The 13,525-nt window shown below is 59.6% G+C and carries 14 protein-coding genes; 6 read left to right on the top strand and 8 right to left on the bottom strand.

Annotated elements, in window-relative coordinates:
• Window positions 1-133: 133 nt before the first annotated feature.
• From ACD590_RS32110 to ACD590_RS32100, 3 genes are read right to left on the bottom strand one after another with little or no spacing between them, the layout of a single operon-like run.
• Window positions 134-910, bottom strand: coding sequence for an SDR family oxidoreductase (locus ACD590_RS32110; protein WP_439004174.1), 777 nt, complete (start codon window positions 908-910; stop codon window positions 134-136).
• Between the two features lie 25 nt (window positions 911-935).
• Window positions 936-1,799, bottom strand: coding sequence for a MurR/RpiR family transcriptional regulator (locus ACD590_RS32105; RefSeq protein ID WP_018246097.1), 864 nt, complete (start codon window positions 1,797-1,799; stop codon window positions 936-938).
• A gap of 21 nt (window positions 1,800-1,820) precedes the next feature.
• Entirely contained in the window at window positions 1,821-2,210 is a 390-nt protein-coding gene (locus tag ACD590_RS32100; protein WP_018448641.1) for a RidA family protein, read from the bottom strand.
• Window positions 2,211-2,321: 111 nt separating this feature from the next.
• Between ACD590_RS32100 and ACD590_RS32095 the strand changes: the two genes are divergently transcribed.
• The 5 genes from ACD590_RS32095 to ACD590_RS32075 all read left to right on the top strand — a co-directional run bounded on the left by ACD590_RS32095 (window position 2,322) and on the right by ACD590_RS32075 (window position 6,573).
• A complete protein-coding gene (locus tag ACD590_RS32095) occupies window positions 2,322-2,804 on the top strand; it encodes a hypothetical protein (protein ID WP_018246095.1) in 483 nt (160 codons plus the stop codon).
• A gap of 30 nt (window positions 2,805-2,834) precedes the next feature.
• Window positions 2,835-4,310: a M81 family metallopeptidase gene (locus ACD590_RS32090; RefSeq protein ID WP_439004173.1), complete on the top strand. Its 1,476-nt coding sequence runs from the start codon at window positions 2,835-2,837 to the stop codon at window positions 4,308-4,310.
• Window positions 4,311-5,411 (top strand): D-TA family PLP-dependent enzyme, encoded by a 1,101-nt coding sequence (locus ACD590_RS32085; RefSeq protein ID WP_439004172.1) that lies wholly within the window; start codon window positions 4,311-4,313, stop codon window positions 5,409-5,411.
• 321 nt (window positions 5,412-5,732) lie between these two features.
• Window positions 5,733-6,086, top strand: a complete 354-nt coding sequence (locus ACD590_RS32080; RefSeq protein ID WP_018448637.1) for an ArsR/SmtB family transcription factor — start codon at window positions 5,733-5,735, stop codon at window positions 6,084-6,086.
• Complete coding sequence (locus tag ACD590_RS32075; RefSeq protein WP_439004171.1) at window positions 6,073-6,573, top strand: SRPBCC family protein; 501 nt, start codon at window positions 6,073-6,075, stop codon at window positions 6,571-6,573. The genes ACD590_RS32080 and ACD590_RS32075 overlap by 14 nt, the downstream gene beginning before the upstream one ends.
• 161 nt (window positions 6,574-6,734) lie before the next feature.
• Here ACD590_RS32075 and ACD590_RS32070 read toward each other — a convergent pair whose 3' ends face one another.
• The 5 genes from ACD590_RS32070 to ACD590_RS32050 form a co-directional block, all read right to left on the bottom strand.
• Window positions 6,735-7,868 carry an ABC transporter ATP-binding protein gene (locus ACD590_RS32070; RefSeq protein ID WP_439004170.1) on the bottom strand — a complete coding sequence of 378 codons (1,134 nt, stop codon included), beginning with the start codon at window positions 7,866-7,868 and terminating at the stop codon, window positions 6,735-6,737.
• Window positions 7,869-8,069: 201 nt separating this feature from the next.
• Window positions 8,070-9,275: an ABC transporter substrate-binding protein gene (locus tag ACD590_RS32065; RefSeq protein WP_018246089.1), complete on the bottom strand. Its 1,206-nt coding sequence runs from the start codon at window positions 9,273-9,275 to the stop codon at window positions 8,070-8,072.
• Window positions 9,276-9,348: 73 nt separating this feature from the next.
• Window positions 9,349-10,206, bottom strand: coding sequence for a carbohydrate ABC transporter permease (locus ACD590_RS32060; RefSeq protein ID WP_018246088.1), 858 nt, complete (start codon window positions 10,204-10,206; stop codon window positions 9,349-9,351).
• Complete coding sequence (locus ACD590_RS32055; protein WP_018448633.1) at window positions 10,203-11,087, bottom strand: carbohydrate ABC transporter permease; 885 nt, start codon at window positions 11,085-11,087, stop codon at window positions 10,203-10,205. Before ACD590_RS32055 ends, ACD590_RS32060 begins: the two co-directional genes overlap by 4 nt.
• Before the next feature lie 13 nt (window positions 11,088-11,100).
• Complete coding sequence (locus tag ACD590_RS32050; RefSeq protein ID WP_130748320.1) at window positions 11,101-12,258, bottom strand: Gfo/Idh/MocA family protein; 1,158 nt, start codon at window positions 12,256-12,258, stop codon at window positions 11,101-11,103.
• A 329-nt stretch (window positions 12,259-12,587) separates the two neighbouring features.
• On the opposite strand from ACD590_RS32050, the gene yghX reads away from it, so the two are divergent.
• Window positions 12,588-13,475 (top strand): YghX family hydrolase, encoded by an 888-nt coding sequence (gene yghX, locus ACD590_RS32045; protein ID WP_047617997.1) that lies wholly within the window; start codon window positions 12,588-12,590, stop codon window positions 13,473-13,475.
• The last annotated feature ends 50 nt before the right edge of the window (window positions 13,476-13,525 follow it).

The following is a 13,525-nucleotide window of genomic DNA, read 5'->3' as shown; positions in this document are numbered from 1 at the left end:
ACAACCTGCTCCTCTCGTCTTCCTCTAGAGCAATTCCAGGAAAAGTGCGAAGCGGTTTTTCGTCCGGAATTGCGTAAAAACAAAAAGTTAGAGCGGTTCTGCGCTTCCATGAAAAATTGAACCGCTCTAGGTTTCAGTAATGTTCCGATTGCGAGAAGGTTCGCGCGAGTTCGGCCTGGCCGGCCGTGAGGCCGCAATCGACAGGCAGGCAGACGCCGGTGATCGCTGCGGCCTGGGGACCGGCAAGGAAGCCTACGGCATTGGCAACATCTTTCGGATCGACGACGCGCTGCAGCGGATACCAGCGGCGTGCTTCCTCGAAAACATTCGGATTGGCTGCCGCGCGTGCTTCCCAGGCCTGCGTCTTCACCGTGCCGGGTGCGACGGCGTTGGACCGGATGCCGAACTTGCCGTATTCCACGGCGACCAGCCGGGTGAAATGCAGAAGGCCGGCCTTGGCGACGCTATAGGCCGGGTGTCCGAAGACATGCAGGCCGTTGACCGAGGCGATATTGACGACGGAACCCTTCGAGGCCTTCAGCATGGGCTCGAATGCGCGGAAACACAAAAATGCCGCCTCGAGATTAAGCGCATTGTCCGCCCGCCAGATCTCAGGCGTCGTCTCGTGCAGGCTGGTCGCGCGGGCGGCACCGGCATTGTTGACGAGGGTTCGAACCACACCGGCCTCCGCAGCGCGCCTTGCCAATTCGGCAATGCTCGTCTCGCTGGTCACATCGCATCCGACGGCGACGAAGCGATTGTCCGGCCCGAGCCTCGACGCCACGGCAGCCCCAGCCGCAGCATCGATGTCGGCGAGAAAAACGACGTCGTGGTCATCGGCGAGCCGTGCGGCGATCGCCGCGCCGATATCGCCGGCAGCGCCCGTAACGATGGCAATCGACTGCGTCATTTTCTGTCGCTCCCGTTCATGAACCTCAATCTCCAAGCAATTGCCGGTCGTCGCCGTCACGGTGAATGACAAGCTGCTGCTTGATACGCCGAAGCGTGGTCGTCGCCTTGGGCTGAACGGCGTAGGCGACGAGGCTCGACAGGATATCGACCGTCGCGATGTAGGCGATACGCGTCGAGGTCGGGCGATAGATGTTATTGCCCTCGGGAAGGTCGATCGGCACGACGATTTCGGCAGCCTTGGCAACCGGGCTTGCCGTCTGTGTCAGGGCGATCGTCTTCACCTTGGCCTGGCGGGCAAGCTCGAAGGCGCGCACCAGCTCGGTATTGCGTCCCGAGAAGGACGAGCCGATCACGACATCGCCCGGCCGAGCCGCAGCAGCCATCATCAGCTGCATGCTATGGTCGGAACTTGCCGTGATGCGAAGCCCGAGACGGAAGAGCCGGTTCTGGAGCTCGTCGGCGATCATCGACGAATTGCCGCCCGACCCGAACGCATAGATCATATCGGCCTTGGCGATATGCGAGACGGCGGCTTCGATCGCCGCAAGATCGAGCGAGCGATGCAGGAGAAAGAGCGCGTTCTGGGCCTTGGTGATGATGTCCTGGGCGACATCGGCCGGATCGGTGCTTTTCGATTCCGGTTTCAGATAGCGAACGCCGATATGGGCGGTCCGGGCGAGCTGCACCTTGAAGTCGGAAAAGCTCTCGCAACCGAGCCGCCGGCAAAAGCGGGTGACGGTCGGCGGCGAAACCTCGGCCCGTTCCGCAAGCTCGATGATCGAGGCGTTCACGGCAAACTCGAAATCGTTGACGATGATCTCCGCGATGCGGCTCTCGGAGGGAGAGAGCCTGCTCTTGTCTTCCTGCAGCGTTGAAAAGATATCCAAGCCCGTCCCCCCAATGGTTCTCTATTTACCCTTCTTCTTATAGGCCACGCAGTCGATCTCAACCTTGCAATCAACCATCATCGACGATTGCACACAGGCGCGCGCCGGCGGATGTTCGCCGAAATACTCCTGATAGATCTTATTGAAGGTCCAGAAGTCGCGCGGATCGTCGAGCCAGACGCCGACGCGCACGACGTCCTCGACGCCGTATCCGGCCTCATCGAGGATCGCCAGAACATTGGCAATCGTCTTGTGGGTCTGGGCAACGATGTTGCCGTCGATGATTTCGCCATCTTCCATCGCAACCTGCCCGGAAACATACAGCCATCCGTCGGCTTCAACCGCACGCGCGAAAGGCAGCGCCTTGCCGCCGGCGCCCGTTTGAACAGTGCCATAGCGCTTGATAGGCATGCTGAAGTCCTTGCAAATTATTTTCTTGATAAGTTGACAAATGACCATAGAAAGCAGAATTTGACCAGTGAAAAACGCGATTTATGAAAAGAATTTCAATCCGGGGCAGATATGCGCGATCCTTTCAAGAACCCTTTCCCCTCCGACAGTGCCCGGCATGCCATCTGGGAAATGCTCGTTCCGCGCGATATCGATGCCTTTCTCGCCGCCGATTGGTCGATGGTGGCTGGTGATTTCGTGGAAGAGGGCTTCATCGGCATCGATGGCCGAAAGGAAGTCAGCCCCGACAAGTGGCGCCTCGCATTTCCGACGCTGTCCGCCTATCGCCAGGAATGGCTGAGGCAGGCGCAGGATTTCGCCCAACAGAGTTTCGCGGAAGATGCGCGCACGGCGATCTTCACCACGACGACGCTGGAAGATATCGAAATCGAAGGCGACACGGCGCTCGTCCGCAAGAAATTCGACGGCGGAATTTCCAAGCCTGACGGCACCCGAGATGTCATGCAATGGCAGACGCTCTATTATTGCAGGCTTCACCAAGGACGCTGGAAAATCTCAGGTTTCACCGGCTACCTGCCGAACCCGATGGGTTGAAGCGGGGCCGACAACACGAAGGCCACTTTCTTGCGCATTTTCACGGCAGCACTGGCGACCGAGACCAACACTTTTTCCCCGATCTGCGTCGATCGTCGCGCATTCGAAGCGTCGCTTTATGCCCCGCCCGGCCAACATCCCGAAACACCGACACTCTGCACCGCGCCGATCACCGTCGGAAGGCGCGTCACTGCTGAAAAGGGTTGGGAGCTGATTGAGGGAACCGCCACCTGGGCCGACCCCGCAGGCCTCGTCAACCGGACGACCTACGAGGAATTGCGTGACGAAATTCTCGGTCAACTCCGCGCGGCAATGCCTGTCGACGCGGTTGTCATGGGCCTGCACGGCGCCATGGTGGCGGCCGGATACGAGGATACGGAAGGCGATCTTCTCTCGCGCATCCGCCAGATCGTCGGGCCTGATGTGCTCATCTGCGCCGAACTCGATCCGCACAGCCATCTCACGGCAAAACGCGTCGCCGCACTTAATTTCGCGGTCTATTTCAAGGAGTTTCCGCATACCGACTTCGTCGACCGCGCCGAGGACCTCTGGCGCATCGCGGTCGAAACGCTCGAAGGCCGGATCAAGCCTGTTATGTCGGTGTTCGACTGCAAGATGATCGACGTCTTCCCGACATCGCGCGAGCCCATGCGCTCCTTCGTCGACAAGATCATGCGGATCGAGAAGGATGATCCGGACGTCCTGTCGATCTCGGTGGTCCACGGCTTCATGGTGGGCGACGTTCCTGAAATGGGAACGAAGCTGCTTGTCGTGACTGACAATAAGCCGGAAAAGGGCGCGGCTTTGGCACGCGAACTCGGCCTCGAGCTGTTTTCGAAGCGCGGCACCTTCATGGTCCCGCAGATCGACGAGAAGGAAGCCGTCTCACGCGCGATGACCGCCACCGCATGGCCTGTTGTCATTACCGACGTCTGGGATAATCCGGGCGGCGGCACGGCAGGCGATGCGACTGTCATTCTCGGGGAGCTCATGGCCCGCGGCGTCACCAGTGCTGCGATCGGCACCATCTGGGATCCAGTGGCCGTCCAGATTTGTTTTGCAGCGGGCGAGGGGGCAGAAATTCCGCTGCGCTTCGGCGCCAAGTCGGCGCCCGGCACGGGCAATCCCATCGACGGCACCGTGAAGGTCGTCAAGCTGGTGAACAATGCCGAGATGCAGTTCGGCGAGAGCCTCGCACCTTTCGGCGATGCCGCCCATATCGTGCTTGACGGCATCGACATCATCCTCAATTCGACTCGCGCCCAAAGCTTCGACCCGAGCCTGTTTTCGGTGATGGGTATCGATCCCGCCAGGCAGAAGATCCTGGTGATCAAATCCACCAACCACTTCTTCGCCTCCTTCTCGAAGATTGCGGCGGAAATCCTTTACTGCTCTGCCGGAACGCCCTATCCCAATAATCCGGCGACGACGCCGTACCAGCGGGCACCGAAGACCATATGGCCGATCGTCGCCGATCCACATGGAACAGAACGCGGAGCCGCCTAGATGCCTGATGCCAGGTTTGCCGTCGTCGCCAAGGCAGGAGACCGCATCGCCGATCTCTCGACGCCGCGTCCCGTTATCGACGAAGACCGGCTGGCTGCGAACATAAGCCGCGTTCAATCCTATATGGATCAGCACGGGCTGAATTTTCGCCCGCATATCAAGACCCACAAGATCCCGGCCCTGGCCGTCGCGCAGGTTGCCGCCGGCGCCAAGGGCATCAATTGCCAGAAGGTGACGGAAGCCGAAGTCTTTGCCGCAGCCGGCTTCGAGGACATCCTCATCACCTTCAACATCCTCGGACCACAGAAACTCGAACGCCTGGCCAAGTTGAACGAGAGAATTTCCGCCCTCAAGGTCGTCGCCGACAGCGAAGTGACCGTCGATGGGCTCGCAGCGCATTTCTCCGGCCACAAGCCGCTTACAGTCCTGGTCGAATGCGATACGGGCGGCGGCCGCTGCGGCGTGCAGACATCAGGAGAAGCGGCCTCGCTCGCCAAGCGGATTGCCGCGGCCGACGGTCTGGAGTTTGGCGGCATCGTGACCTACCCGAAGCCGCAATCGGCGGCCGCCGTGGAAGCCTTCATTGCCGAAACGCTGCGACAGCTGACATCGGAAGGCATTGACTGCCCGATCGTCAGCAATGGCGGAACGCCGAGCCTCTTCGAGGCGCATCTCGTCACCTCGGCCACGGAACACCGCGCCGGCACCTATATCTACAACGATCGCCAGATGGTGCGCATGGGCCATTGCACCGAGGACGATTGCGCGATGCATGTGCTGGCAACCGTCGTGTCGCGGCCAAACGCCGACCGCGCCGTCATCGATGCCGGCTCGAAGGCGCTGACATCGGATCTTCAAGGTTTTAGCGATTACGGATTGATCGTCGGTTATCCCCAAGCGCGGATCAGCAGCCTCTCGGAAGAGCATGGCGTCATCGACCTTTCGAACTGCGCCGGCCCCCGACCACAGATCGGCGAGAAGCTCTTCATCATCCCGAACCACACCTGCGTGGTTTCCAACCTGTTCGATACGATGGTCTTCCACCGGGGCGGCATCGTCACCCGCGTCGAAGAGGTCGCCGCCCGTGGCTTCGTCTGGTAGGGGTTGGTTCCGGTTGAGGGTGAAGTGGCCCTGATCGCCGAAGGTATCGGTATCAGCAACGAGTATCAGAACACGTGCGCGCGGCGGATGACTTCGTTGCGCCAATGGCGGACATAGACTCTTCGGGCGAGTGTCCGCTTTGGGGCCGTTAGCCGGCAGCCTGCTTTCGGAGAGCAGGCGGCTCGAAGGTCCGCTCTTGACCCGCAGCAGACGATTTATTGCTGCTGCCGCCGCGGTGCATAACCTCGGATGACCGGTACACGGCATGGAAAGTTCGGGACGCTTGCGCTTCCTGCGCGAGTAGGGTAGATACTGAACTAGATGGTTCAGTATCTAAGTCCTCCCCTCGATCTCTCGTTTGCGGCGCTGTCCGATGCGACCCGCCGCGGGATCATCGATCAGCTTGGGCGAGGGGACGCGTCGATCACCAGTCTCGCGGATAAGTTCCAGATGACGCTGACCGGCATGAAAAAGCACGTCCAGGTTCTCGAGCGGGCGGGGCTCGTCGTCACACAGAAGGTCGGACGGGTGAGAACCTGCAAGCTCGGGAAACGCGGCCTCAAGGCGGAGGCCGAGTGGATCGAGGCGCATCGCAAGCTCTTCGAAGCCCGCTTCGAAGCATTGGACGAAATCATCAGCGAAATGAAACGGGAGGGAAGCGATGACTCAAGTTAACATTGCAGGTGGTGCGCAGAACCGGACGTCAGTCGAGCGCCGAGGGGATCGCGAACTTGTCGTAACGCGGACATTCAATGCGCCGCCGAGCACGGTTTACAGGGCGTGGAGCCAGCCCGAGCTGTTCCAACGCTGGTGGGTGCCAAAATCGGCATCCGGCGTTTCGCTCGTATCGTGCGATATGGACGTCCGTACCGGCGGCAATTATCGGCTGGAATTCGGCTCCGGCGGTTCGGACACCATGGCCTTCTTTGGCAAGTATCTCGAGGTGGTGCCGAACGAGCGCATCGTCTGGACCAACGACGAGGGCGAAGAGGGCGCGATCACGACCGTGACCTTCGAGGACCAAGGCGGAAGGACACTACTGAAGTTCCACGAGGTCTATCCGTCCAAGGAGGCGCTTGAGGAAGCACTACAGGGCTCGGCGGCCGCATTGCCGGAGCAGTTGGAGCAGCTCGACGAATTGCTTTCCAGCATAGGCGAGTAGCGCGGGTCGGGAAGCTCGCCCCGGGGAAGGTCTGAACATAGGGGTTCGTCAAGTTACCCCGGCTGGGTAATATGTGCCGGCCGGCAGCCGTAATTGCCTAGCGCCTCATCGCCGCTGGACTCGACCCTGCAGGACGAACCGCCGACACAGAACCAGTCGGTTCAGGCCGCCGTTGGATTGATCACGTTCATATCGATTTCGGTGAGCTCCACGCGCCGCTCGAAGGCCACGCCCGCCTCGTCGAACAGGTGGCAATCGACGGCATTGATGCCGGTCGCAACCGGCGCGTCCGCGCGGATGCCGACGCTGCCGGGCAGCATGGCGCAGAAATTCTCGGCCTCGCCGTTGAGCGAGGCGTAAGCGACCGTATTGGCCCCGAGGCGCTCGATGACCGTCGGCGTCACGGTAAAGACGATATCGCCGCCGCCGAGCTGGATATGCTCCGGCCGGATGCCGAGCGTCAAAGCCTTGCCGACAATGCCGTCGCGCGGCGTCACGGGCAGAACGGCTGTCTGGCCTTGATAATCCACCTCGACACCATTGGCGGTGACGCTTTTGCAGGTTACGGGCAGAAAATTCATTTTCGGATTGCCGATGAAGCCGGCGACAAACTGATTTCTGGGCTTGTGATAGAGCTCCAGCGGCGCCCCCGTCTGGGAGATATCGCCGGAATCTAGCACGACGATACGGTCGGCCATGGTCATCGCCTCGACCTGGTCGTGCGTCACATAGATCATCGTCGCCTTCAACTGCCTGTGCAGCTTGGCAAGCTCGATGCGCATGTCGGCGCGAAGTGCTGCGTCGAGGTTGGAGAGCGGCTCGTCGAACAGGAATATCTTCGGTTCGCGCACGATGGCGCGGCCGATCGCCACGCGTTGGCGCTGGCCACCGGACAGCATGCCGGGTTTCTGCTGCAGCCGTTGTTCGAGGTGAAGGATGCGCGCTGCATTTTCCACCTTGGCCTTGAGCTTTTCCTCCTCCATCTTTTCGACGCGAAGCGGAAAGGCGATGTTCTCGAAGACTGTCATGTGCGGGTAGAGCGCGTAGGACTGGAACACCATGGCGATGCCGCGCTTGACCGGCGGCAGGTCATTGACCCTGATACCATCGATGACGATGTCGCCCGCGCTCGTCGCGTCGAGACCGGCGATCATGCGCAGCAGGGTGGACTTGCCGCAGCCTGACGGGCCGACGAAGACGACGAACTCGCCGTTCTTCACATCGAGCTGCACGCCCTTCAGAACTTCGTAGTCGCCATAGAACTTCTGAACTTTGTTGAGAAAGAGCTGTCCCAAAAATCTGTCTCCACCGGCGGCCTTCGTCGCACATTCGATCATCGTTCCTGCAAATTCCTTAAATCGGATTCGATTTAGAGATAAAATATGCAGCAATTCAAAGTGTTACAGCGTTCCCTTGCGGCTCTCGAAAAGACGCGCGGCGCTGTAGGGGAGGGATCGCGGGCTGTTGCCGTCCGCGATCCCAAGGTGCCCAAAAGCTTACTTGAACGCCTCGACTTCGCCAGCAGCCTTCTTGAGCGCCGCTTCCGGCTCGGCCTTACCCGTCACCACGGACTGGATCATCTCGATCATCGAGTTCTGGAAGCCCTTATAGTCGGTGAAGAGCGGCTCGGGACCACCATAGCTGATGCCGTCGATCAAGGGCTTCCAGTAAGGATCCTTGGCGACGAACTCGTCGACCTTTGCGGACGGACGCAGGGGAGTGAGGCCGGCGCCGCCCTGCAGTTCGTATTCGGACTGCACATCGGGCGAGGTGATGAACTTGGCAAATTCCGTCGCCTTGTCCTCGACCCCTGAACCCTTGAAGATCGCCAGGCTGTCGGTGATCAGCAGCGTGCCGGGGCCCTTGGCGTCGGGACCGAGCGGCAGTGTCGTGATGCCCCAGCTGATCTTCGTTTTCTTCAGACGGTCGGCCGCACCCGAGCCTGCCTGGATCATCGCGACCTTGCCGTCGAGGAAGATGGCGCGGACTTCGTTCTGCTCGTAGGCCGTCGGGCCTTCTTCGGAGTAGGGAACGATATCCTTGTATGCCTTCAGCGCAGCAAGAATCTCAGGGCTGTCGAGCGTGACCTTGCCGTCGGCATCGATCACCGCACCGTTGTTGGTGTAAACCCAATGCATGAACTGGTGCATCGTGTTGTCGAAGGTCTTGGCGGAGAGACCGAAGCCCGGAATGCCGGTCTTTTCCTTGATGGTCTTTGCCATCTCGATTTCTTCAGCCCAGGTCTTGGGAGGCGTCTCGGGATCGAGGCCGGCCTGCTTGAAGAGGTCCTTGTTCCAATAGAGCGCCTTGGTAGAGAAGGCGATCGGAACGCCCCACTGCGAGCCCTCGAAGGTGACCGTGTCGACGATGTGCGGATAGTAGGTCTTCTTCTCGTCGTCCGTCATCGGCACCGGAACGATGAGGTCGTTCTGCGCGAACTCCTTCAGCGTGCGCGAACCGACATAGGCCATCGCCACCGGCGTGCCTGCAGCGGCAAGCGTCGTTGCCTTGTCCTGGCACTGCGCCCATCCGACGACCTCGGGGGCGATCTTCCAGCCTGTGTTCTTTTCTTCCCACTGCTTGATGTATTTGGTGTGGACCGGGTCGATCGTGTCGCCGCAATAGATCCAGCTGATTTCCTTGTCGGCCGCCTGGACAGTGACTGTGGTCAGTGCCGTCGAACCGAGCAAAGCGAGCCCCATAAGGCCTGTCTTGATGGTAATGCTCACGTCGTGACTCCCATTCTTGTGTTAGCTGTTCACTCGTTTTTTGGTCTTATTGTTTCACCGCACCGGCGGTCAGCCCGCCGACAAGGTAGCGCTGAAGGAAGAAAATGACGACCATCGCCGGCGCGATACCGACGAAGGAGGCCGCCATCAGTTCGTTCCAGATGACCTCCTGCTTGCCGAAGTAAGCAAAGAGCCCCACCGGCAAGGGCATGTATTCGGTCTTCGAGTTGAACGTCAGCGCGAAGATGAATTGCTGGGCGTAAGCGCCGATGAAGGTGGTTATGGCGACGACGATAATCCCCGGCATCGCGATGGGCAGGATGACACGGCGAAGCGTGTAGAAATGGCTGGCGCCATCCATATAGGCGGCTTCGTTGAGTTCCTGCGGAATACGGATCATGTAGGTGCGCAGCAGCCAGATCGCCGAAGGGATCAGGAAGGCGACGCCCGGCACGATCATCGCGAGATAGGTGTTGAGCACACCCATGCTGCGCATCAGCCGGAAGAGCGGGATCAACAGCACGGCGCCGGAGAACATGTTCACCGTCAGGAATGCGCCGAGCAGGATCCCCATGCCCTTGAATTCGAACTTCGCGAAGGCATAGGCCGCCGGAATGACGAGGCAAAGCACGATCAGCGTGACGATGATCGAGATGAAGAAAGAATTGAAGATATAGCGACCGAAACCCGGCACGCTGATCCACATCGTCCGATAGGCTTCGAACGAGCCGTTCTCCGGCCAGAAGCGGTAGGGCGACGAGAAGAGCTGGCTGAGCGGCTTCAGTGAAACCAGGAAACCTTCGACGAAGGGCGACAGCACGAAGAAAAGAAACACCGCGATGCCGCAATAAATCAGAATGATTTCCCACCAGCGATAACGGTCGATCATGGCTGCATTGCTCATGCGCGCTTCTCCGGATTGAGGCGGCGGGTAACGCGGAAATAGGCGAAGCAGAAGAGCGACAGGAAGATGCAGATCAAAACGGCGCGCGCTGCACCTTCACCGTATTTCTTCGAGCCGATCGCGGTCTGATAGGTATCGATGATCATCGTCGTCGTCTCGCCGCTCGGTCCGCCCTGAGTCAGAATCCAGATGATGTCGAAGGAGTTGAAGGTGGCGATCAGCGAGAGCATCGACATGGTGATGATCGCCGGAACCATCAGCGGCAGCGTGATGCGGCGGAAGCGATACCAACGACCGGCGCCGTCGGTCCAGGCGGCCTCGTAGAGATCCTTCGGAATCGATTGGATCGCCGCCAGGAAGTAGATCGTCACCAGCGGCACGCCGATCCACACGTCGGTGATGATCGTGGCCCAGAAGGCCGTGCTTCCATAGGCGAGGAAGGCGACTGGGCCGTCGACGAGACCGAAGCGCTGCAACATGCCCGATATCATCCCGAACTGGCCATTATACATCCAGCCCCACATGAAGATGCCGATCGCCATCGGCACGATCCATGGCGGCATGGTCAAAAGCCGGAACAATGAGCGGCCGGGCACCGCGGCATTCAGCATGGTCGCACCGAAGGTGCCGATCACCATTTTCAAGGCGACCGAGAAGAACGTCCAGATGAAGGTACGGAAGATGACCTCCGCAAACCGCGCATCGAAGATCTTTTCGTAATTGATCCAGCCGACCCAATTGGTGGTCTTTTTGAGGGAGGCATCGGTGAAGGAGAGAATGAACGTATCGACCAGCGGGTAGGCGACGATCGCGAGAACATAAAGGACAGCCGGAAGAAGAAGGATCCAGGCGAAGATGACCGTGCTTCTTTGAACACTCATCTTGCCGACCTCCTCAAGCCGCTCTTGCGTGAAGGGCTTCGTCGAAGCGGTCCCAAATGGGACGCAGATCGACGACCGCTTTCTTCATCCTCGCTTCGTCCATCGCCAAGGCGAGGATGCCGGCTTCGAGCGCATTCAGCGTCGAAACAGGAAGTTCGAGCCCGGTGCGCACGCTTTCAAGCAGGTCGCTCGCCATCTGTTCATCGGCGCCGTAATGCTGGGACAGCTCCGTGGCGGCATATTTGTTTTCGACCACCTTGTTGCCAGTCAGCTGTTCGTGCACGTCGAGATAGCCACGAACGAAATCGCCTTCGGCCATGCCGCGCGAGCCCATGATGGCGAAACGGCGGAACTGGTCGGGCACGTTCAGATTGGTGTGGAAGTTCATGCCGACGCCATTGGCATATTCGACGATCGCGACCTGATAGTCGATGATATCGGCGTCGCTGTCGAAGACCTTGTCCGATCCCATCCATCCGCTCGGCTTGCGGTGGAAAAGCTCGAGGTCGTTGATACCCTCGCGCGCCGGGTCGTTGTCCGGAATGAAACTCTTGCGGCCGCCGAAACTTGCAACGCGCTCCGGCCGTGCACCGACGACACCATTGTAAAGATCGAGGTCGTGGCAGCATTTCTCCAGCATGAAGCTGCCGGAATAGCGCTCATAGCGGCGCCAGTCGCGCATGAAGAAGGCGCCATGATAAGGCTCGATATGTTCGGAGGCCTCGATCGACACGATCTGGCCAAGCTTGCCCTCGGCCTGGATGGCGCGCAGATCCTTGTAAAGAGGAGAATAGCGCAGGACGAGACCGACCATCAGCCGCTCGTGGCCGAATTTTGCCATCAGATGGGCAAGCTCGATGCTTTCGGTGATGGTCGTGACGATCGGCTTTTCGCAGAAGACCTTGAGGCCGGCTTGAAGTCCGAGCCTGATATGATCGAGATGCAGGTGATTGGGAGAGCCGATCATCAGCAGATCGAGCTTTTCGGAAGCGAGGAGTTCCTCCGGCGAGCCATAGGCCTTGCCGACTGAAATTCCCTTTTCCGTCAATCCGGGAAGTCCGGCAGGTTCCGGATCCACATAGCCTACGATGTCGAAGCTGCTATCAATTGCCTTGAAAACATAGCCGAGATAGCCGAGCCGGAATCCTAGCCCGATGATTCCCACTTTCATGCCGATCAAGTTCCCATTTAGTAATTTATTTTCTTTAAGTTGGGACAAAAATCGGGAGGCGTCAATAGAAAACGGGCCTCAAAGCGCGAGTATGAAATTAATTTTCATAGATCGGTAGCCGGCGGTCGATTGCTGGCTGCGACCGGCCGGACGCCGATTGCCAAAGGGAATAGTCCGCATCTCTTGAAGCCGAGGCGGCGAATTCAGCGACTGTTGGCGCAGGCAACGATCGCCCTGGCAAGCTCACGCGGAACTCGCGAAATGTTGAAAAGAGTCGCGAGCTTACCTGTGTAGGATGGTGCGAGAACCGGAGGCAAGGAGGAGCCATCATGACCCGAATGACAGCCAAGGATTTCCCTCAGGAACTTCTCGAACTCTACGATTATTACGCGCACGGCAGAATTACCAAGCGCGAGTTTCTCGACCGCGCCGGCAAATTCGCCGTCGGCGGCGTCACGGCAGCCGCCATTCTTGCATCGCTGAGCCCTGACTATGCGCTGGCGACCCAGGTCGAGTTCACCGATCCCGATATATCAGCCGAATACATCACCTATCCCTCGCCAAAGGGAAATGGAGATGTCCGCGCCTATCTCGTCCGCCCCAAAAACGCGACCGGCAAAGTCGCGGCCGTGGTGGTCGTTCACGAGAACAGGGGCCTGAACCCCTATATCGAGGATGTGGCGCGGCGCGTGGCAAAGGCGGGTTTCGTAGCGCTTGCCCCGGATGGCCTCACGTCGGTCGGAGGCTACCCCGGCAATGATGAAAAGGGGCGGGAACTCCAGCAGAAGGTCGACCCGGAAAAACTGATGAACGACTTCTTCGCGGCGGTCGAATTTTTGATGCACAGCGATCTCACCACCGGCAAGGTCGGCATCACCGGCTTCTGCTATGGCGGCGGCGTTGCCAACGCTGCGGCGGTTGCCTATCCGGAACTTGCCGCCGCCGTGCCCTTTTACGGCCGACAGCCGCGCGCCGAAGACGTGCCGAAGATCAAGGCGCCGTTGCTTCTCCATTATGCCGGGCTGGATAAGGGCATCAACGAAGGCTGGCCGGCCTATGAAGCTGCGCTGAAGTCATCAGGAAAAACATTCGAGGCCTATATCTATCCTGACGTCAATCACGGCTTCCACAATGATTCCACGCCGCGCTATGACGAGGCGGCTGCCAAGCTCGCCTGGCAGCGAACGGTCGACTGGTTTACGAAATACCTCGCCTGAGAAGGCCGTGGCTTGAACGATGCTGCGGCGGGGAGGCTTCCCCGCCACCT

This window comes from Rhizobium sp. 862_C5_N1_2 (assembly GCF_051811205.1).
GTDB classification, from domain to species: Bacteria; Pseudomonadota; Alphaproteobacteria; order Rhizobiales; family Rhizobiaceae; genus Rhizobium; species Rhizobium leguminosarum.
The sequence above is the reverse complement of the archived record's forward strand: the minus strand, read 5'-3'. Positions and strand labels throughout refer to the sequence as shown.

Coding starts and splice junctions, on each gene's coding strand:
- ACD590_RS32110 (WP_439004174.1), bottom strand. CDS start 910: ATGACGCAGTCGATTGCCATCGTTACGGGCGCTGCCGGCGATATCGGC.
- ACD590_RS32100 (WP_018448641.1), bottom strand. CDS start 2,210: ATGCCTATCAAGCGCTATGGCACTGTTCAAACGGGCGCCGGCGGCAAG.
- ACD590_RS32095 (WP_018246095.1), top strand. CDS start 2,322: ATGCGCGATCCTTTCAAGAACCCTTTCCCCTCCGACAGTGCCCGGCAT.
- ACD590_RS32085 (WP_439004172.1), top strand. CDS start 4,311: ATGCCTGATGCCAGGTTTGCCGTCGTCGCCAAGGCAGGAGACCGCATC.
- ACD590_RS32080 (WP_018448637.1), top strand. CDS start 5,733: ATGGTTCAGTATCTAAGTCCTCCCCTCGATCTCTCGTTTGCGGCGCTG.
- ACD590_RS32075 (WP_439004171.1), top strand. CDS start 6,073: ATGACTCAAGTTAACATTGCAGGTGGTGCGCAGAACCGGACGTCAGTC.
- ACD590_RS32065 (WP_018246089.1), bottom strand. CDS start 9,275: ATGGGGCTCGCTTTGCTCGGTTCGACGGCACTGACCACAGTCACTGTC.
- ACD590_RS32060 (WP_018246088.1), bottom strand. CDS start 10,206: ATGAGCAATGCAGCCATGATCGACCGTTATCGCTGGTGGGAAATCATT.
- ACD590_RS32055 (WP_018448633.1), bottom strand. CDS start 11,087: ATGAGTGTTCAAAGAAGCACGGTCATCTTCGCCTGGATCCTTCTTCTT.
- ACD590_RS32050 (WP_130748320.1), bottom strand. CDS start 12,258: ATGAAAGTGGGAATCATCGGGCTAGGATTCCGGCTCGGCTATCTCGGC.
- yghX (WP_047617997.1), top strand. CDS start 12,588: ATGACCCGAATGACAGCCAAGGATTTCCCTCAGGAACTTCTCGAACTC.